Below are 18,027 nucleotides of genomic sequence, written 5' to 3'. Positions count from 1 at the left end.
GGAGGGATCTGCTTGTGGTCGATGGATCGCGGGAAAAGCAGATCCCTCACTGCGTTCGGGATGACACATTCGGCTGCGATGGCACCTTCGGCTGCGATGCAACCGCTCAGAACAGGCCGCCACCCGCCGATTGTGCAGGAACCAACGACGGCGCCCCGCCCTCCCGCGCATCCGCCAGCGCCCGGATGCGCGCGTTGTGCGCGACCAGGTCGTGGCGCTCGACCACGAACACGCCCATCTGCCCGACCCTGAACTCGACCCACACCAGCGGCAATTCCGGCAGCAGCGCCGACAGCGCGCGCTCGGCCTCGCCCACCTCGCAGACCAGCAGCCCGTCCTCGGTCAGGTGCAGCGGCGCGTCGCGCAGCATGCGCAGCACGATGTCGAGGCCGTCATCGCCGGCGCGCAGGCCCAGCTCCGGCTCGTACGAGTATTCCTTCGGCAGCGCGTCGGTCTCGTCGTTGGTGACGTAGGGCGGATTGCTGACGATCAGGTCGTAGTGCTCGCCCTGCAGGTTCGCGAACAGGTCGGACTTCACGAAGCGGGTGTTGGTCGAGAGCAGCCGCGCTTCGTTCTCGCGCGCCAGCGCCAGCGCCTCGTCGCTGATGTCGGCGCCGTCGACGTGCCAGTCCGGGTGGTAGTGCGCCATCGCGATGGCGATGCAGCCCGAGCCGGTGCACAGGTCCAGCGCGCGCCGCACCTCGCGTCCGCCCAGCCAGGGCTCGAAGCCGGCCTCGATCAGTTCCGCGATCGGCGAGCGCGGCACCAGCGCGCGACGGTCGCTCCTGAAGCTCAGCCCCGCGAACCAGGCCTCGCCGGTCAGGTAGGCCGCCGGCACCCGCTCCTCGATCCGGCGCAGGAACAGCGCCAGCACGTCCTCCTTCTCCGCCAGCGTGACCCGCGCCTGGCCATAGGCCGGGCCGAGGTCGTGCGGCAGGTGCAGCGCGTGCAGGGTGAGCTGGGTGGCCTCGTCGATGGCGTTGTCGTAGCTGTGCCCGAACGTCAGCCCGGCCGCGTTGAAGCGGCTGGCGCCGTAGCGGATCAGGTCGATGATCGTCTGCAGTTCGTCGGTCATGGCGGCGCGGATTGCCGGCGGAGGCCGGTCAGCCAGTATAGCGGCGGCGACGGGTATCATGGCCGCCTTCCCGCTGGATGCCCCGATGTTCAACCGCACCGTCATCATCGTGCTGCTGGTCGCGCTGTTCGCCGGCCTCGGCCTGCTCGCCTCGCGCAAGTACTTCGCCGAACCCGCGGCGCCGCAGCCGTCGCTGCAGGCGGTGAAGCTGTTCCCGCAGCCGCGCGAGCTGCCGCCCTTCGCGCTGCAGCAGTCCGACGGCACCCAGCTGGTGCCGGGCGAGCTGCACGGCCACTGGACCCTGGTGTTCATCGGCTTCACCTTCTGCCCCGACGTCTGCCCGCTGACCCTCACCCGGATGGCGCAGGCGCAGCGAGACTGGGAGGCGCTGCCCGAATCGACCCGCCCGCGCGTGCTGTTCGTCTCGGTCGACCCGGAGCGCGATACGCCCGACCGCATCGGCGAGTACGCGCACGCCTTCCACCGCGACACCCTGGCCGCGACCGCCGACATCCCGGCGCTGGAGACCTTCGCCCGCTCGCTGTCGATGGTGTTCGCCAAGGTCCCGCCGCCCGCCGGCGCGCCCGCCGACCAGTACTCGATCGACCACAGCGCCTCGATGGCCGTGCTCGATCCGCAGGGCCGCATGGCCGGCGTGGTCACCGGCAGCGCGGTGGACGACCCGGCCGCGATCGCCGCCGACCTCGCCGCGCTGACCCAGGCGTCGCGCCGGTGAACCTGGTCACCGCGCTGACCTGGGCGCTGCCGCACCGGCTGCTGTCCTCGCTGGCGCGCGCGCTGGCCTACTCGGACTCGCCGCGGCGCAAGCAGTGGCTGATCGATACGGTGACGCGGAAATTCGGCGTCAACCTCGCCGAGGCGGCCGAGCCCGATCCGGGCGCCTATCCGACCTTCAACGCGTTCTTCACCCGCGCGCTCAAGCCCGGCGCACGCACGCCCGACCCCGATCCGAACGCGCTGCTGATGCCCGCCGACGGCCGCGTCAGCCAGTGCGGGCCGATCGAGGGCGGCCGCATCTTCCAGGCCAAGGGCCGCTCGTTCACCGCTGCCGAACTGCTCGGCAGCGAGGCCGCCGCCGCACCCTACGCGGACGGCCTGTTCGCCACCGTGTACCTGTCGCCGAAGGACTACCACCGCGTCCACATGCCGTGGACCGGACGCCTGCGCGAGACCGTGCACGTGCCCGGCCGGCTGTTCTCGGTCGGCCCGGACGCGGTCGCCAGCGTGCCGCGCCTGTTCGCGCGCAACGAACGGCTGGTGTGCCATTTCGACACCGACTTCGGGCCGATGGCGGTGGTGATGGTGGGCGCGCTGCTGGTGTCGGGCGTCGAGACGGTGTGGAGCGGCGAGGAGATCCCCGCCTACGCGGACCGCATCACGCCGAAGAACTGGAGCGGCGAGGACATCGTGCTGGAGCGGTTCGAGGAGATGGCGCGCTTCAACTACGGCTCCACCGTGATCGTGCTGTTGCCGCCGGGCGTGGCGACGCTCGAACCCTTGCTGCAGGCGGAGGCATCGGTGCGGTTGGGGCAGCGGCTGGCGATTCGAACGAGCTAGAACGCATCGCCCAGCGGCGTTTCAGAGCATTTTGGCGCCAACGCCATATCTCCGTCGTCCCCGCGAAGGCGGGGATCCAGTGTCTTTGCTGTTGATTTCGAAGATCAAAGACACTGGGTCCCCGCCTTCGCGGGGACGACGGCTAGCCAGGGGACTCCGGTTAGCTAGTTGGAAGCCGCCCGCGCCGCCGCACTCTTCTCGCGCTCGGCGCGGAACTCGCTGCCCTCGTCCCACTGCGGCCAGTCGCCGCGGTTGGCGAGGTCGGCGGCCAGCCGGTACACGGTGCGGGTGTCGGCCACCGGGCCGCGCATGTCCCAGTCATCGCTGAACTCGTCGCAGGGCTGGTGGTAGCAGCGCTCGAAATACGCCGCGCGCGCGGCCTTGCCACCGGCCACGCCGCCGTCGACCTGGTCCACGCCCGGTCCGATGGTGATCGACGGCACGCCGGCCTGGGCGAAGGCGAAGTGGTCGGCGCGGTAGAACAGGCCGGCCTCGAGGTTCTCGTCCGGCGTGTAGCCGCGCCCTTCGCGGCGCGCGGTCTCGATCAGGTCGCGCTCCAGCGACACCTTGCCCACGCCCCACGAGGAAATGTCGCGGGTCGGGCCGTCCGGGCTCCACATTTCCATGTTGAGGTCGGCCACCGTGGTGTCCAGCGGACGCAGCGGGTTGGCGGCGTAGTACCTGGCGCCGAGCAGCCCGCTTTCCTCGGCGGTCACCGCCAGGAACAGCAGGCTACGCGCCGGGCGCGGACCGGCGGCGAATACGCGCGCGATCTCGATCAGCGAGGCGATCGCGGTGGCGTTGTCGACCGCGCCGTTGACGATGCGGTCGCCGCGGTCGTCGGCATCGGCGATGACGCCGTAGCTGTCCCAGTGCCCGGACAGGATCACCGTTTCCTCCGGCCGCTCCGCGCCGGGCAGGATCCCGGCCACGTTGCGGCTGGCGATGCGCCCACGCCTGACGTCGAACGCCAATGACGCGCTGGCGCCGGCGAGCGGATAGCCGGTGAAGCCGCGCACCTGCGCGGCGCGTTTTTCCGCGTCGAAGTCGAGCCCGGACTCCCGGAACAGCCGCTCCGCCACCTCGCGCTGCATCCAGCCGCGCATCGGCAGGTGATGGCTGGCGGCGTCCTTGCGCACGATGTCGTACTGCGGCCCGTTGCGGCCGTTGCGCACGGTCGCCCACGGATACGCCGCCGGCTCGGTCTCGTGCACGATCAGCGCGCCGGCGGCGCCGCGGCGCGCGGCTTCCTCGTACTTGTAGGTCCAGCGGCCGTAGTAGGTCATCGCACGGCCGCCGAAATCGCCCTCGCCGCTCTCGAAGTCGGGATCGTTGACCAGCACGACGACGATCTTGTCGGTCACGTCGAGGCCGGCATAGTCGTCCCAGCCCAGCTCCGGCGCGGTGATGCCGTAACCGGCGAACATCAGCGGCACGTCGCGCAGGTCGACCCGGTCGTGCGGATACAGCGTCTCCACGGCGATGTCCTCGCCCTGGACCAGTTCACGCACGCCGGCCCGGGTGGTGAAGCGCGCGGCCACCGGGCCGTCGATCTCGCTGCGCTCCAGCGCCACCTGCTGCATCCAGCCGCCGTCGTCACCGGCCGGCTCCAGGCCGGCTTCGGCGAAGCGCGCGGCGATGTACTCGACCGTCTTCTCCTCGCCCGGCGTATCCGGCGCGCGGCCCTCGAACTCGTCCGAGGTCAGCACGCGCAGGCTCTGCGCCAGGTTGTCGGCCGAGATGTCGCCACCGGGCACGGCGGCGATGATGGCGTCGGCGCCCGCCCCTTCCGGCGCCTGCGAACAGGCGGCGCACAGCAGGAGGGACAGGAAGAGCGATGCGGCAAAGACGGATTTCATCGGCAGGAGACCGGCAGGGCGGGAGGCGACCAATATACGGATCCGGCACGCCATCGACCCGCCACGGCCCCGTAGGAGCGGCGGTACGGCTAGAGCAAGTTTGCTTCAGGTGTTTACACCTTTTACTACCGCAAGCGCCTGCTTTTGCTCGTCATTCCGGCGAAAGCCGGAATCCATTTTGCCGTTGATTTTCCTCGAAAATATCGATCATGAAGAAGCAAGATGGATCCCAGCTTGCGCTGGGATGACGGTGCTCAAGTTGCAAAGCTCTAGCGCCCGCAGCCCTGCAGCTTCAGCTGCTGCCCCTGCCTGACCATGTAGCGCGGCGCCTTGATCCCGTTCGCGGACGCCAGGACCTTGGTGTCGCACTGGTAGCGCCGGGCGATCTCGACCAGGGTCTCGCCGCGGGCGACGCGATGGCTGCGCGCGGCGGCGGGCTTCGGCGCCGGCGCCCGCGCGGCGGGGGACGAGGGCGCGCCCACGACCACCTGCTGGACCACGCTGCCGTCCGGCAGGGTCACGTTCTCCACGTCGCCGACGCGCACGATCGCGGTCGCCGGGTCGCTGTTGACGAGCTGCTTGGCGAGGTCGGCGCGCGCGCCCCTGGTGCACCAGCGCTCGTACAGGCTGGCCATGCGCACGGTGGTGTTGAGCCGGGTGCCGGCAGGAATCCAGGCCTCCGCCTCGTACTGCGGGTTGAGGTTGCGCAGCACGCGCATGTAGCCGTCGCGGGTGCCGCCGTTGCCGAGGCAGATGGTGAGCTCGTAGATCGACGCCGGCCGCTGCAGCTGGATCGTCGCCGGGCGCGCGTCGACCTTCGGAAAGGTCAGGCCGTATTCCTTCGGATGCAGGTACAGCCACGCCGCGGCGATCACCATCGGCACGTAGTCCTTGGTTTCCGGCGGGAACTGGCCGTAGACGTCCGCGTCCCAGAAGCTGCGGCCGCCGGTCTGGTTGTAGACGCGGCGCGCCCTGCCCTCGCCGCCGTTGTAGGCGGCCAGCCACAGCTCGATGTTGTTGCCGAGCTCGGCATAGCGCTCGCTCAGATACGAGGCCGCGGCATCGGCCGAGGCCCGCGGGTCGTAGCGGGTGTCGAAGCCGCGCCCGTCGGGCCCGAGCCCGAAGCGGTGGCCCGTGGCCGGCATGAACTGCAGCGGCCCCGCCGCGCCGGCGCGCGAGCGCGCATGCACGCGACCGTTGGATTCCTTGGCCAGGATGCCGAACAGCAGCGCCTCCGGCAGGCCGCGGCGCTTGAACGCCGGCGACATCATGTGCTGCATGTACTGGTAGTTCTCGTGGCTGGTGATCAGCGACACGCGCATGTCGGTCAGCCAGCGGCGGATGCCGGCCTGCACCGCCGGATTCATCTGCACCGCCTTGAGGAAGCGCTGGTCCTCGGCCGCCAGCAGCGCCGCCGCGCTGGCGCTCTGCGGCACCTCGCCGGTCGGCAGATCGACGCCGTCGTCGACCAGGGTGGTGTCGGATTCGTCGTCGACGAGCACCCCGGCGGCGGCATCGGCCTGCGCCTTGAGCAGCCGCTTGTAGCCGGCCAGCAGGTTGCCGGTGCCGCAGCCCTTGATCCTGCCGCACTCGACGATCACGTCCTCCATGTCCTCGAGCGCGGCGTTGCTCTCCTCGACGCCGGACGGATCGCTGTTGCCGATCTTCACCAGCGCCTCGCGATAGCGGGTCTCGGCGGCGGCCATGCGCTGGTTCAGCGCGTCGATCGCGGCCTGGGTGCGCCTGGATTGCGCCTGCGCGGTCGCCGGCAGGGTGGCGAGCAGCATTGCGCTGGCCAGCAACAGGCCGCGTGCGGCATGTGGAAACAACGGGGACATCGACCACCGGCGGAACGGGAGGGGCCGGCAGGTTAGCCGCTGGTGGCGGGGGCCACAAGGAAAGCGGCCACGGAACGGCCCGTCTGTTCGTGGGAGCGCCTTCAGGCGCGATGCCTTTCGGGCATGGTTCCCGGCGCGGAATCGGAAGCATCGCGCCTGAAGGCGCTCCCACAAATGGCGGGCCGGACCGATAGAATCCGGGAGCACCCCACAGGACATCGACCCCATGGAATCCATCCTCGTCGGCAAGGCCATCACCACCGCGGACGGCGCCCAGGTCCACCTGCTGCCCAGGTACGGCAACCGCCACGGGCTGGTCGCCGGCGCCACCGGCACCGGCAAGACGGTGACGCTGATGACGCTGGCCGAGGGCTTCTCGCGGATCGGGGTGCCGGTGTTCCTGGCCGACGTGAAGGGCGACGTGTCCGGCCTCGCCATGCCCGGCACGCTGAACGACAAGCTGCAGCAGCGCATCGAGCAGATCGGCGTCGACGGCTACACGCCCGAAGGCAGCCCGACGATCTTCTGGGACCTGTACGGCAAGCTCGGCCACCCGGTGCGCACCACGGTCAGCGAGATGGGCCCGACCCTGCTCGCGCGCATCCTCGAACTCAACGACACCCAGGCCGGCGTGCTCGACATCGTGTTCAAGCTCGCCGACGACCGCGGCCTGCTGCTGCTCGACCTCGCCGACCTGCGTGCCCTGCTCAACCTCGTGGTCGAGGAGCGCAAGACGGTCTCGACCGAGTACGGCCTGGTCAGCCCGCAGTCGGTCGGCGCGATCCAGCGCGCGCTGCTGCGGCTGGACCAGGAAGGCGGCGACCGCTTCTTCGGCGAGCCCGCGCTGGAGCTGGCCGACCTGATGCGCACCACCACCAACGGCCGCGGCGTGGTCGGCATCCTCGCCGCCGACCAGCTGATCCTCAAGCCGCGGCTGTATTCGAGCTTCCTGCTGTGGCTGCTGTCGGAGCTGTTCGAGAACCTGCCCGAGGTCGGCGACCTCGACAAGCCCAAGCTGGTGTTCATCTTCGACGAGGCGCACCTGCTGTTCGACGACGCGCCGGGATCGCTGCAGCAGCGCATCGAACAGGTGGTGCGGCTGATCCGCTCCAAGGGCGTGGGCGTGTACTTCTGCTCGCAGTTCCCCGACGACGTGCCGTCCAACATCCTCGGCCAGCTCGGCAACCGCGTGCAGCACGCGCTGCGCGCGTTCACGCCGCGCGACCAGAAAGCGGTGAAGACCGCGGCGGAGACTTTCGTCTCCAACCCGAACCTCGACGTGGTGCAGACGCTGTCGAAGCTCGGCACCGGCGAGGCACTGGTGTCGACGCTGCAGGACAAGGGCGTGCCAATGCCGGTCGAACACACGCTGGTGGCGCCGCCGCGCTGCCGCATGGGTTCGATCACCGAGGCCGAGCGCGCGCAGGTGCGCGCGGGCAGTCCGGTCGGCGCGAAATACGACACTGCCGTGAACCGCGAGTCGGCGGCCGAACTGCTGGCCAAGCGCGCCGAAGCCGCCACCGCGCAGGCCGGCGCGCCCGCGGCGAAGGGCGCGAAGGACGCGGCGCAGAACGAGGAAGGGGGCATGGGCCAGGCGGTCAACGAATGGCTGTTCGGCACCAAGCGCCGCCAGGGCGTGGTGCAGGCCGCCGGCAAGCAGGCCGCGCGCACGATCACCAACCGCATCGTGCGCGGGATCCTCGGCGGCATCCTGAAATAGTGCGGCTTTCGCCTTCTTCGCCCAACTTCTTTGTCGCCCCCCACTTTGTCGTCATCCCCGCGAAAGCGGGGATCCATTTTGACTTTGACGCAAAGACACTGGATCCCCGCTTTCGCGGGGATGACGATTCTTCTTCAAGCGCAACAGAAGTTTGCCGGTTGCCCGCGCAAGACGCGCGAAAACGGATGGAACGACTTCTTCACCAGCGCAAGCCTAAGCTCACCGCACGCCATCCAGACACGCCGCACAGGAGCCGCGCCATGACCCGTCACCCCGCGTCCGCCCTCGTCCTGATTCCGCTCGCGCTCGCGCTGGCGGCCTGCAAGCCCGATGCCGATCCGGCACCCGCGGCCCCGCCGGCCGACACCGCCACCACCGCACAGTCCGGCGCCGTCGCCGGCACCGACGCCACCGCTGTCGTGGACCACGAGCGGCCCGACCCCGCCGGCTTCGACCGCAAGGCCTTCGCCGGCAGCTTCGCCGGCACCCTCCCCTGCGCCGACTGCCCGGGCATCGACATGCGCGTCGACATCGACGCCGACGGCAGCTTCAGCGCGAGCGAGACCTACCAGGATCGCGACACCACCGTCGAGACGGCCGGCACCTGGACGATCGACGCCGACGGCAGGCGCCTGCTGCTCGACCCGGACAGCAAGGACGAGGCCGACCGCCACTTCGAGATCGTGTCGAAGGACGAGATCCGCATGCTCGACGCCGAGGGCAAGCCGGTCGAAAGCGCGCTGAACTACAGCCTGCGCCGCGGCTGAGCATCGTCCTCGCTTGGGCCGCTGGCGTCCGCCCGCCGAGAAGAGCACCGCGCTGGTCACGCCGGAGGGCCATGCGCGCCTGAAGGCCGAACTCGACGCGCTGTGGCGGGTGAAGCGCCCCGAGGTGGTGAAGGCGCTCGCCGCGGCCGCGGCCGAGGGCGACCGCTCCGAGAACGCCGAGTACACCTACCGCAAGAAGCAACTCGGCGAGATCGACCGCCGCGTGCGCTACCTCAGCAAGCGGCTGGAGACCCTGCGCGTGGTCGACACCGCGCCCTCCGACCCGGGCGCGGTGTTCTTCGGCGCCCGCGTCGAAGTCGAGGACGCCGCCACCGGCGAGACCGCGCGCTACCGCATCGTCGGCCCCGACGAAACCGACGCCAAACTCGGCTGGATCAGCATCGACTCACCGCTGGCGCGCGCGATGCTGAAGAAGCGCGTCGACGACGAGTTCGAGGCACAGCTGCCGGGCGGCATCGCACGGTTCTGCATCGTCGGCGTGCGCTACAGCGATTGAAGTGCCCCGCAACCGCATTCTGCAGGAGCACCTTCGGTGCAACCGCCAGCCTGGCAGACGGCCGGTCGCGCCGAAGGCGCTCCTGCGGAATGCCATGAATGGAGTGGGAGCAAGCCTGTAAGCCCCAGCGCCCGATCGCTACGCGGCGTGTCCCGCCGCTGGGCTCTCCGATCCGGTCTGGGGCCACTCCGCCCGGCGGCACTTCGGTTCAACGGCGTATCGCGGCGCCTTCCGGCGAGCCGTACAGCAGCGAGATGCGCAGGGTCGCCGGGGTCTCGCCGGCCAACGGCTCGAAGCGGTAGTCCGCCAGGCAGGGCCGCAGCGTTTCCACGAACGCAGCGCGCGGCACGAAGTTCTCCAGCAGCACGCGTCCCGTCTGCCCCGACGGCAGCACCTCCACGATCCAAGAACCCGTCGCCGCGCCGAGGCGTGGATCGAGATTGAGCCGGCAGTCTTCGGCCTTGGCCCGCACCCGCGGCAGCGGGCCTTCCTGCGCCGATGCACGGCGGTCAGATCCCTGGTACCGCTCGATCATCCGCTTGCGCACCGATGCGCCATGCTCGGACAGCCATGCGTTCAGGTCTTCCGCGACGCGCTTGCGCGGCACTGCCGGCTTCTGCCAGCGCCAGACTGTCTCGGCGCGAGTAAGCAGATGTCCGTTGTAGGCGGTACGCATGAAGTGCGCACGGTCCGCATCCAGCTCCGGCCGCAGCACGGTCCTGGAAAAGTGGAGGTAGACCTGCGTCCACAGCATCGCCTCACGGTGCTCGCCGTGGCGCATCACCATCTCGGCCAGGTCGGCAAAAGCCGGCAGGTACCCGTCCATGGCCATCGCCTGGATCAGTTCCTTCGCCCTGGGGATGTCCTGCTGCTGCACGAGGTTCCTGGGAAGCTCCGACCCGTGCCGGTACAGTTGTCCGAGCGTGTAGCCGAATTCCGGACATTCGCGCATGTCCGCCAGGCGTTCGTAGCCCTCGAGCGCGCGGGTACGCCGCTCCGGCGGAGCGTCCGGATCGAGGAGATCGAGGATTGTCCCGGCAGGCAGCGCCGCGTATGCCTCTTCGCAGCGCGCGGTGTCGGCAGTTCCGGCGAACGCCGGGCAGGCGACGGCCGCAAGCAGCATGGCAAAGACCCGCAATCTGTCCTTCATTCCCCCTCCCCCTGCGCGCATCCAGTCCGGCCGCCGCCACGCAGCTGGCCGAAAGCGGACGTTACCGGCTCTTTGCCGTCCCGGGAAGAGTGAAGACCTCGCACATGGCCTCGCCGTACAGATCGTGCTCGTCGCTGCCCATGATCTCAACGTCGACGAAGTCGCCCGGCTGCAGCCCGGCCTCGCGGCCGTTCTGGATCTGCACCACGCCGTCGATCTCCGGCGCGTCGGCCATCGAGCGGGCGATGGCGATCTCGCCGTCGACGAGATCGACGATGCAGCGCTGCGTGCTGCCCACCTTCGCCTCGAGCTTCTGCGCCGAAATCCCCGCCTGCACCGCCATGAAGCGCGCCAGGCGTTCCTGCTTCACGGCTTCCGGCACCGGATCGGGCAAGGCGTTCGCACTCGCGCCGTCCACCGGCGAATAGGCGAAGGCGCCGACGCGGTCCAGTCGCACCTCGCGCAGGAAATCCAGCAGTTCCTCGAACTCTGCTTCGGTCTCGCCGGGGAAGCCGACGATGAAGGTGCTGCGGATCGTCAGCTCCGGACAAATCCCGCGCCAGCGCGCGATGCGCTCGCGCACCTTGTCCACCGCGCCCGGGCGCTTCATCAGCTTCAGCACGCGCGGGCTGGCATGCTGGAACGGGATGTCGAGGTAGGGCAGCAGCCTGGGCGTGCCGTTCTGCGTCTCGGCCATCAGCGGAACGATGTCGTCGACGTGCGGATACGGGTAGACGTAATGCAGCCGCGTCCACACGCCCAGTTCGGCCAGGCCCTCGCACAACGCCTTCATCCGCGTCTGGTACGGCTTGCCGCGCCATTCGCGCTCGGCGTACTTCACGTCGACGCCATAGGCGGAGGTGTCCTGCGAAATCACCAGCAGTTCCCTCACCCCGCCGCGCACGACCAGCCGCTCGGCCTCGCGCAGCACCTCGTCGACCGGGCGCGAGACCAGGTCGCCGCGCATCGACGGGATGATGCAGAAGCTGCAGCGGTGGTTGCAGCCCTCGGAGATCTTCAGGTAGGCGTAGTGCTTCGGCGTGAGCTTGACGCCGACCTCGTCGGCCATGCGCCGCGGCACGAGGTCGACGAACGGATCGTGCTTCGGCGGCAACGCCCTGTGCACGGCGGACATCACGCTGTCGTAGTCCTGCGGGCCGCTGATCGAGAGCACGTCCGGATGCGTCTCGCGGATCAGGCTCTCGCGCTTGCCCAGGCAGCCGGTGACGATCACCTTGCCGTTCTCGGCGATCGCCTCGCCGATCGCGTCCAGCGATTCGGCCACCGCCGAGTCGATGAAGCCGCAGGTGTTGACCACCACCACGTCGGCGTCGTCGTAGCTCGGCACGAGGTCGTAGCCCTCGACGCGGAGCTGGGTGAGGATGCGCTCGGAGTCGACCAGCGCCTTGGGGCAGCCGAGGCTGACGAAACCGACCTTGGGATTGGCTGCGGACATGGCCGTGGCTGGGGGAACGGAGGTCGTGCGCCGGCGGCGGCAGCGTGACGGGCGCGCAGTATAGCGTCGGGCGGAATGGGGTCGGCTCCGGGCTTTTTTTGCTTTTGACCCCCTCCCCCGCCTGCGGGGGAGGGCTGGGGTGGGGGCCAACCGACGGCAACGCACCGTCGCGCCGGACCTTGAACCCGCCTCACGCCCCCTCCGCTAGAATCGGGTCATCCGCACGGACGAGGCGACGGCATGGGCCAGGACATCGTCATCCAGGCGCCGCAGGGGCCGATCGACGCCTGGCGCTCGGCCCCGCCCGACCGCGCCGCGGCGCTGGGCGGCGTGGTGGTGCTGCAGGAGATCTTCGGCGTCAACGAACACATCCGCAGCGTCGCCGACGGCTATGCCGCCGCCGGCTACGTGGCGCTGGCGCCCGCGCTGTTCGACCCGGTCTCGCGCAACGTGGAGCTTGGCTATGACGAAGCCGGCTTCGCCCGCGGTCGCGCGCTGGTGTCGGAACTGGGCACGGACGGCGCGGTCGCGATCGTGCGCGCCGCGGCGGCCCACCTGCAGGCGGAAGGACTGAAGGTGGCGGTGGTCGGGTTCTGCTGGGGCGGCAGCATGGCCTTCCTCGCCAACACCCGGCTGGGCCTGCCCGCGGTGTCCTACTACGGCGCGCGCACGCGGCCGTTCCTCGGCGAACCGCTGCGCGCGCCGATGCTGTTCCATTTCGGCGAGGACGACGCCAGCACGCCGCCGGAGGACATCCAAGCGCATCGCGATGCGCAGCCCGGTGCCGAACTGCACGTCTATCCCGGCGCCGGCCACGCCTTCAACCGCGACGTCGACCCGCGGCATTTCCATGCCGCCAGCGCCGCGCTCGCGCGCCGGCGCACGCTGGCCTTCCTCGAAACCGCACTGCGCTGACCGGAGGCTCGCCATGGGCAGGCATACGCACGCACCGACGCACTACGAACTGCATCCGCAGCTTGCTGCCGATACCCACCCGCTGGCCGTGTTCGAACTGTGCGAGCTGCGGCTGATGGACGACGCGAACTACCCGTGGCTGGTGCTGGTGCCGCGCCTGCCCGAGGCGCGCGAACTGATCGACCTCGACGCCGCGCAGCGGCACCTGCTGACCGACGAGATCGACCGCGCCGCGCGCGTGCTGCGCGAGGTGTTCCGGCCGTTCAAGCTCAACGTCGCCGCGCTCGGCAACCTCGTGCCGCAGCTGCACGTGCACGTGATCGCGCGCTTCGAGCACGATCCGGCCTGGCCCGCCCCGGTCTGGGGCCGCGTCGCCGCGCGCCCCTACACGCCCGACGCGCTGGTCGAGCGCATCCGCCTGCTGGACGCCGCGCTGCGCGCGTGAACGACACCACGATCGAGCCGCTCGGCGAGGACGCGCTGCTGCTGCGGCTGGATCGCCGCATCGACGCCGACGTGAACGCGCGCGTGCACGCGCTGGCGGCGCGCATCGAGGCCGCGCGGCCGGCGTGGCTGCGCGAGGTGGTGCCGGCCTATGCCTCCCTGGCGGTGTTCCTCGACGACGCTGCGGACGGCGAAAATTACCTGCAGGCCGCGCACCACTGGCTGCGCGCGCTGCTCGATGGACCGGATGCGGCCTGCCCCGCGCCGGGTGCCGAAACCGCCCCGTTCGACATCCCGGTCTGCCACGCGCCCGCCTTCGCCCCCGACCTCGACGCGCTCGCTGCGCATGCGGGCCTGTCGCCGCGGGAGGTGGTCGCGCGGCACTGCGCCGGCGACTATCGCGTCGCGATGGTGGGATTCGCGCCCGGCTTCCCCTACCTGCTCGGCCTCGACCCGCGGCTGGCGATGCCGCGCCGCGCCACTCCGCGCACGCGCGTGCCGGCCGGCAGCGTCGCGATCGGCGGCGCGCAGACCGGCATCTATCCGCGCGAAAGCCCCGGCGGCTGGCACGTCATCGGGCGCACGCCGCTGGCGCTGTTCGACGCGACGCGCGAGGCGCCCTGCCTGCTCGCCGCGGGACAGCGCGTGCGCTTCGTCGCAATCGACGAAGCCGGCTTCGACGCCCTGTCCGCCGGCGCCGGCGCATGAGGATCGAAGTCCTCGCGCCCGGCTTCGCCACCCTGCTGCAGGACGGCGGGCGCAGCGGCCTGCGCCGCCACGGCATCGCCACCGCCGGCGCGCTCGACCCCTGGTCGTTCGCGCTCGCGAACCTGCTCGCCGGCAACCCGCCGGGCGCGCCGGTGCTCGAACTGACCCTGTCCGGGCCAACGCTGCGCTTCCACGCCGCGGCCCGCGTCGCGCTGTGCGGCGCCGGCCTCGATGCCGACGTGGACGGCACGCCGGTCCCCGCTTCGCGACCGCTCGACCTGCCCGCCGGCAGCGTGCTGCGCCTCGGCCGCTGCCTGGACGGTGCGCGGGCCTACCTGGCCGTGCACGGCGGGCTGGCCGTCGCGCCGGTCCTCGGCAGCGCCAGCACCGACCTGCGCGCCGGCTTCGGCGGCTGCGAGGGCCGTCCGCTGCGGCGCGGTGACCGGCTGCCGCTGGACAGCAGCGTCGCTGTCGATGCGCTCCACGTCCCGGCCTGGTGGATCGATCCCGCGTTCGACGACCGACCGCCCGGCGGCGATCCACTCGTGCGCCTCCTCCCCGGCAGCGACGCCACCACGCCCACCGACGCCCTGTTCGCGCAGACATGGCAGGTCGCCCCCGACAGCAACCGCCAGGGCCTGCGCCTGCAGGGCAACGCGCTCGAAGCGGCGGACCGCGGCGAGCGCGTCTCCGAACCGGTCGTGCCCGGCACCGTGCAACTGCCGCCCGACGGGCAGCCGATCGTGCTGCTCGCCGACGCGCAGACCCACGGCGGCTATCCGCGCATCGGGCACGCGATCCGCGCCGACTGGCCGGTGCTCGCGCAACTGCGCCCGGGCGAACGCCTGCGCTTCGCGCCCTGCACGCAGGCCGAGGCGCATCGCGCGCTTTGCGGCCAGCGCCAGCGCCTGCATAGAATCGCGCTGGCCCTCGACGCGAAGAACGACCGCCGTGCCTGAGCGCATCGATTTCAACTGCGACCTCGGCGAAGGCTGCGGCGACGACGCGGCCATCGTTCCCTATCTCAGTTCCGCCAGCATCGCCTGCGGCGGCCATGCCGGCGACGAGGGCAGCATGCGCGCGACCGTCGCGCTGTGCCTGCGACACGGCGTCGCAATCGGTGCGCATCCCTCGTTCGTCGACCGCGCGCATTTCGGCCGGCGCGAACTCGACCTCGGCGCCGGCGCCATCCACGTGCTGGTGCTGGCGCAGGTGCGGCGGCTGGCGGCGGTCTGCGAAGCGGCCGGCGCGCGCCTGCGCCACGTCAAGCCGCACGGCGCGCTCTACAACCTGGCCGCGCGCGACGCCGATGTCGCCGACGCCATCGCGGCCGCGGTGCAGGCCATCGACCCGGCGCTGTGGCTGTACGCCTTGTCCGGTTCCGCACTGGCCGAGGCAGGCCGCCTTGCCGGCCTGCCGGTCGCCGAGGAAGCCTTCGCCGAACGCCGCTACACCGACGAAGGCCGGCTGGTGCCGCGCGACCGGCCCGGCGCGGTGATCGACGATCTCGACGCCTCGCTGGCGCAGGTGCGCACCATGCTGCGCGAGCAGGCGGTGATCGCCCTCGACGGCAGCCGCGTCCCGCTGCGCGCCGACACGCTGTGCCTGCACGGCGACCGCCCCGACGCCGCGCGCTTCGCCGCTTCGCTGCGTGCGGCGCTCGAAGCCGAAGGCGTCCGCGTCGCGCACCCGGGAGCCGCGGCATGAACTATTGGCCGCTGCTCGGCATCGCGCTGGTCGTGATCGGTTTCGTGCTGCGGCTCAATCCCGCGCTCGTCGTCGTGGTCGCCGGTATCGCCACCGGGCTGCTCGCCGGCATCACGCCGACCGACGTGCTGGCGCTGATCGGCGAGTCCTTCACCAAGCAGCGCTACCTCGCGCTGTTCCTGCTGACGCTGCCGGCGATCGGCCTGCTGGAGCGCCATGGCCTGAAGGAACGCGCGCAGCAGTGGATCGCGCGGCTGCGCGGCGCCACCGCCGGGCGCGCGCTCACCGCCTATCTCGGCGGACGCCAGCTGCTGTCGGCGCTAGGCCTGGTCGACCTCGGCGGGCACGCGCAGACGGTGCGCCCGCTGATGGCGCCGATGGCGGTCGGCGCCGCCGAGAACAGCCACGGCGCGCTGCCCGAGGCGACCCGCGAGCGGATCAAGGCGATGACCGCGGCCAGCGAGAACGTCGGCCGCTTCTTCGGCGAGGACGTGTTCATCGCCTTCGGCGCGGTGCTGCTGATGCAGGGCTTCTTCGCCGAGCACGGCATCGTGCTCGAACCGCTGCACATCGCGCTGTGGGGCATCCCCACCGCGATCTGCGCCTTCCTCATCCACACCTCGCGGCTGCTGCGGATGGACGCGCAGCTGGCGCGCGAAGCGGCCGCGCTGCAGGCATCGGCGGAGCGGGAGCCGGCGCCATGATCACGCTGCAGCTCATCTACTGGCTCGCCGGCGCCTACCTGCTCGCGGTCGCCGCGCTGGGCCTGCGCGACCGGCACAACCCACGCCGCCATACCACCGCGCTGTTCTGGGCCCTGCTCGGCCTGATGTTCCTCGCGGCCGAGCGGCTGCCGCCGGCCGTCGTCGGCATCGTGGTCGTGGCGCTGGCCTGCCTGGCCGGCTTCGGCGGGCTCGCCCGCGGCCGCTACGACGAACCCGCGGACGAGGCCAAGCGCGCCGAAGCCACGCGCCTGGGCAACCGCCTGTTCTGGCCGGCCCTGCTGATCCCCGGCACGGTGGTGCTGTTCGCGGTGGTGCTCAAGGACCTGCGGTGGGGCGAGGTGTTCCTGCTCGGCCGCGAGCAGACCACCCTGGTCGCGCTCGGCCTCGCCTGCGTGGTCGCCGCGGTCGCCGCCTGCCGGCTGACCCGGCAGACACCGTGGAGCGCGGTCGAACAGTCGCGCCGCCTGATCGACGCCGTCGGCTGGGCCGCGATCCTGCCGCTGCTGCTGGCCACCCTCGGCGGCGTGTTCGCGGCCGCGGGCGTGGGCGAGGCGGTGGCGGAACTGGTGCAGCGGGCGATCCCGGTCGACAACCGCTTCGTCGTGGTCCTCGCCTATGCGCTGGGCATGGCGCTGTTCACGATGGTCATGGGCAACGCCTTCGCCGCGTTCCCGGTGATGACCGCCGGCATCGGCCTGCCGCTGCTGGTGCAACTGCACGGCGCCGACGCCGCGCCGCTGGCCGCGATCGGCATGCTGTCGGGCTACTGCGGCACCCTGCTCACGCCGATGGCGGCGAACTTCAACCTCGTGCCCGCCGCGCTGCTGGAACTCCGCGACCCGAACGCGGTGATCCGCCAGCAGGTCGCGACCGCCCTGCCGCTGCTCGCCTGCAACATCGTGCTCATGTACTTCATCGTGTTCCGATGAGCGCACGCCCACGCCAACCCGCGCCGACCGTGCTGCTGACCGGCTTCGCGCCGTTCGACGGTGACGACCGGAATCCGAGCTGGGAAGCAGTTCGCGCATTGCACGGCCGGCGCGTTGCCGGGCACCGCATCGTCGCGCGCGAGCTGCCGGTGGAATTCGGAGCATCGCTGGCGCGGCTGCGGCGCGCGATCCGCGAGCTGCGGCCCGCACTGGTGCTGTGCGTCGGGCTCGCGGGTGGACGCGACGCGATCTCGTTCGAGCGCGTCGCGATCAACGTCGACGACGCGCGGATCCCCGACAACGCCGGACGCCAGCCGATCGACGAGCCGATCCTGCGCGACGGGCCCGCGGCCTACTTCTCGACCCTGCCGGTCAAGGCGATGTACGCCGCGCTTCGCGAGGCCGGCATCCCGGCCGAGGTCTCCCAGACCGCCGGCACCTTCGTCTGCAACCACGTGTTCTTCGGGCTGATGCACGCGCTGCGCAGGCGCCGCCGCATCCGCGCCGGCTTCGTGCACGTACCGCCCACCGCCGTGCTGCCGCTGGACGTGACCACCGAGGCGCTGCGCATCGCGATCCGCACCGCGCTCACCACGCCCGTGGACCGCCGCATCGGCGCGGGCGCAACCGAATAGGCGC

General features: G+C 71.1%; 18 protein-coding genes. 13 read left to right on the top strand and 5 right to left on the bottom strand.

Annotated elements, in window-relative coordinates; genetic code table 11:
• Positions 1 to 106: 106 nt before the first annotated feature.
• Positions 107 to 1,087, bottom strand: coding sequence for a 50S ribosomal protein L3 N(5)-glutamine methyltransferase (gene prmB, locus FQY83_RS00850; RefSeq protein ID WP_146385275.1), 981 nt, complete (start codon positions 1,085 to 1,087; stop codon positions 107 to 109).
• 73 nt (positions 1,088 to 1,160) lie between these two features.
• On the opposite strand from prmB, the gene FQY83_RS00845 reads away from it, so the two are divergent.
• Together FQY83_RS00845 and asd are read left to right on the top strand one after the other, a co-directional pair.
• Positions 1,161 to 1,811: an SCO family protein gene (locus FQY83_RS00845; RefSeq protein ID WP_146385273.1), complete on the top strand. Its 651-nt coding sequence runs from the start codon at positions 1,161 to 1,163 to the stop codon at positions 1,809 to 1,811.
• Positions 1,808 to 2,653: an archaetidylserine decarboxylase gene (asd, locus tag FQY83_RS00840; protein ID WP_146384233.1), complete on the top strand. Its 846-nt coding sequence runs from the start codon at positions 1,808 to 1,810 to the stop codon at positions 2,651 to 2,653. Before FQY83_RS00845 ends, asd begins: the two co-directional genes overlap by 4 nt.
• 164 nt (positions 2,654 to 2,817) lie before the next feature.
• On the opposite strand, the gene FQY83_RS00835 is transcribed toward asd, so the two are convergent.
• Positions 2,818 to 4,512: a M28 family peptidase gene (locus FQY83_RS00835; RefSeq protein ID WP_146384231.1), complete on the bottom strand. Its 1,695-nt coding sequence runs from the start codon at positions 4,510 to 4,512 to the stop codon at positions 2,818 to 2,820.
• A 269-nt stretch (positions 4,513 to 4,781) separates the two neighbouring features.
• Positions 4,782 to 6,350: a lytic transglycosylase domain-containing protein gene (locus tag FQY83_RS00830; protein WP_238333355.1), complete on the bottom strand. Its 1,569-nt coding sequence runs from the start codon at positions 6,348 to 6,350 to the stop codon at positions 4,782 to 4,784.
• A gap of 226 nt (positions 6,351 to 6,576) precedes the next feature.
• On the opposite strand from FQY83_RS00830, the gene FQY83_RS00825 reads away from it, so the two are divergent.
• The 3 genes from FQY83_RS00825 to greB all read left to right on the top strand — a co-directional run bounded on the left by FQY83_RS00825 (position 6,577) and on the right by greB (position 9,354).
• Entirely contained in the window at positions 6,577 to 8,070 is a 1,494-nt protein-coding gene (locus tag FQY83_RS00825) for a helicase HerA-like domain-containing protein (protein WP_146384229.1), read from the top strand.
• A gap of 260 nt (positions 8,071 to 8,330) precedes the next feature.
• On the top strand, positions 8,331 to 8,837 hold the full coding sequence (locus tag FQY83_RS00820) for a copper resistance protein NlpE (RefSeq protein ID WP_158636400.1): 507 nt from the start codon (positions 8,331 to 8,333) through the stop codon (positions 8,835 to 8,837).
• 13 nt (positions 8,838 to 8,850) lie between these two features.
• The gene (gene greB, locus FQY83_RS00815) at positions 8,851 to 9,354 is read left to right on the top strand and encodes a transcription elongation factor GreB (protein ID WP_146384225.1); all 504 of its coding nucleotides are present in this window, start codon (positions 8,851 to 8,853) and stop codon (positions 9,352 to 9,354) included.
• A 208-nt stretch (positions 9,355 to 9,562) separates the two neighbouring features.
• Here greB and FQY83_RS00810 read toward each other — a convergent pair whose 3' ends face one another.
• Together FQY83_RS00810 and rimO are read right to left on the bottom strand one after the other, a co-directional pair.
• On the bottom strand, positions 9,563 to 10,504 hold the full coding sequence (locus FQY83_RS00810) for a hypothetical protein (RefSeq protein ID WP_146384223.1): 942 nt from the start codon (positions 10,502 to 10,504) through the stop codon (positions 9,563 to 9,565).
• A 61-nt stretch (positions 10,505 to 10,565) separates the two neighbouring features.
• On the bottom strand, positions 10,566 to 11,960 hold the full coding sequence (gene rimO, locus FQY83_RS00805; RefSeq protein ID WP_146384222.1) for a 30S ribosomal protein S12 methylthiotransferase RimO: 1,395 nt from the start codon (positions 11,958 to 11,960) through the stop codon (positions 10,566 to 10,568).
• A 240-nt stretch (positions 11,961 to 12,200) separates the two neighbouring features.
• Here rimO and FQY83_RS00800 point away from each other — a divergent pair, with 240 nt between their 5' ends.
• Genes FQY83_RS00800 through pcp form a run of 8 tightly spaced genes read left to right on the top strand, consistent with a single transcriptional unit; the run spans position 12,201 to position 18,023 of the window.
• Positions 12,201 to 12,875, top strand: a complete 675-nt coding sequence (locus FQY83_RS00800) for a dienelactone hydrolase family protein (protein ID WP_146384220.1) — start codon at positions 12,201 to 12,203, stop codon at positions 12,873 to 12,875.
• 13 nt (positions 12,876 to 12,888) lie between these two features.
• Positions 12,889 to 13,320, top strand: coding sequence for an HIT domain-containing protein (locus FQY83_RS00795; RefSeq protein ID WP_146384218.1), 432 nt, complete (start codon positions 12,889 to 12,891; stop codon positions 13,318 to 13,320).
• A complete protein-coding gene (gene pxpB, locus FQY83_RS00790; RefSeq protein ID WP_146384216.1) occupies positions 13,317 to 14,027 on the top strand; it encodes a 5-oxoprolinase subunit PxpB in 711 nt (236 codons plus the stop codon). The genes FQY83_RS00795 and pxpB overlap by 4 nt, the downstream gene beginning before the upstream one ends.
• Positions 14,024 to 14,986 (top strand): 5-oxoprolinase subunit C family protein, encoded by a 963-nt coding sequence (locus FQY83_RS00785; RefSeq protein WP_146384214.1) that lies wholly within the window; start codon positions 14,024 to 14,026, stop codon positions 14,984 to 14,986. Before pxpB ends, FQY83_RS00785 begins: the two co-directional genes overlap by 4 nt.
• On the top strand, positions 14,979 to 15,734 hold the full coding sequence (locus FQY83_RS00780; RefSeq protein ID WP_146384212.1) for a LamB/YcsF family protein: 756 nt from the start codon (positions 14,979 to 14,981) through the stop codon (positions 15,732 to 15,734). The genes FQY83_RS00785 and FQY83_RS00780 overlap by 8 nt, the downstream gene beginning before the upstream one ends.
• On the top strand, positions 15,731 to 16,438 hold the full coding sequence (locus tag FQY83_RS00775) for a DUF969 domain-containing protein (protein WP_146384210.1): 708 nt from the start codon (positions 15,731 to 15,733) through the stop codon (positions 16,436 to 16,438). The genes FQY83_RS00780 and FQY83_RS00775 overlap by 4 nt, the downstream gene beginning before the upstream one ends.
• Positions 16,435 to 17,388: a DUF979 domain-containing protein gene (locus FQY83_RS00770; protein ID WP_146384208.1), complete on the top strand. Its 954-nt coding sequence runs from the start codon at positions 16,435 to 16,437 to the stop codon at positions 17,386 to 17,388. Before FQY83_RS00775 ends, FQY83_RS00770 begins: the two co-directional genes overlap by 4 nt.
• Positions 17,385 to 18,023 (top strand): pyroglutamyl-peptidase I, encoded by a 639-nt coding sequence (gene pcp, locus FQY83_RS00765; RefSeq protein ID WP_146384206.1) that lies wholly within the window; start codon positions 17,385 to 17,387, stop codon positions 18,021 to 18,023. Before FQY83_RS00770 ends, pcp begins: the two co-directional genes overlap by 4 nt.
• Positions 18,024 to 18,027 lie beyond the last annotated feature (4 nt).

It is taken from the genome of Luteimonas marina (assembly GCF_007859325.1).
Taxonomy (GTDB): Bacteria; Pseudomonadota; Gammaproteobacteria; order Xanthomonadales; family Xanthomonadaceae; genus Luteimonas; species Luteimonas marina.
This window is presented reverse-complemented; position numbering and strand designations above follow the sequence as displayed.

What these genes read in the sequence shown, in the direction of transcription:
- FQY83_RS00845 (WP_146385273.1), top strand. Translation starts at nt 1,161, where the DNA reads ATGTTCAACCGCACCGTCATCATCGTGCTGCTGGTCGCGCTGTTCGCC.
- FQY83_RS00835 (WP_146384231.1), bottom strand. Translation starts at nt 4,512, where the DNA reads ATGAAATCCGTCTTTGCCGCATCGCTCTTCCTGTCCCTCCTGCTGTGC.
- FQY83_RS00830 (WP_238333355.1), bottom strand. Translation starts at nt 6,350, where the DNA reads ATGTCCCCGTTGTTTCCACATGCCGCACGCGGCCTGTTGCTGGCCAGC.
- FQY83_RS00825 (WP_146384229.1), top strand. Translation starts at nt 6,577, where the DNA reads ATGGAATCCATCCTCGTCGGCAAGGCCATCACCACCGCGGACGGCGCC.
- FQY83_RS00820 (WP_158636400.1), top strand. Translation starts at nt 8,331, where the DNA reads ATGACCCGTCACCCCGCGTCCGCCCTCGTCCTGATTCCGCTCGCGCTC.
- FQY83_RS00810 (WP_146384223.1), bottom strand. Translation starts at nt 10,504, where the DNA reads ATGAAGGACAGATTGCGGGTCTTTGCCATGCTGCTTGCGGCCGTCGCC.
- rimO (WP_146384222.1), bottom strand. Translation starts at nt 11,960, where the DNA reads ATGTCCGCAGCCAATCCCAAGGTCGGTTTCGTCAGCCTCGGCTGCCCC.
- FQY83_RS00800 (WP_146384220.1), top strand. Translation starts at nt 12,201, where the DNA reads ATGGGCCAGGACATCGTCATCCAGGCGCCGCAGGGGCCGATCGACGCC.
- FQY83_RS00795 (WP_146384218.1), top strand. Translation starts at nt 12,889, where the DNA reads ATGGGCAGGCATACGCACGCACCGACGCACTACGAACTGCATCCGCAG.
- FQY83_RS00785 (WP_146384214.1), top strand. Translation starts at nt 14,024, where the DNA reads ATGAGGATCGAAGTCCTCGCGCCCGGCTTCGCCACCCTGCTGCAGGAC.
- FQY83_RS00775 (WP_146384210.1), top strand. Translation starts at nt 15,731, where the DNA reads ATGAACTATTGGCCGCTGCTCGGCATCGCGCTGGTCGTGATCGGTTTC.
- FQY83_RS00770 (WP_146384208.1), top strand. Translation starts at nt 16,435, where the DNA reads ATGATCACGCTGCAGCTCATCTACTGGCTCGCCGGCGCCTACCTGCTC.
- pcp (WP_146384206.1), top strand. Translation starts at nt 17,385, where the DNA reads ATGAGCGCACGCCCACGCCAACCCGCGCCGACCGTGCTGCTGACCGGC.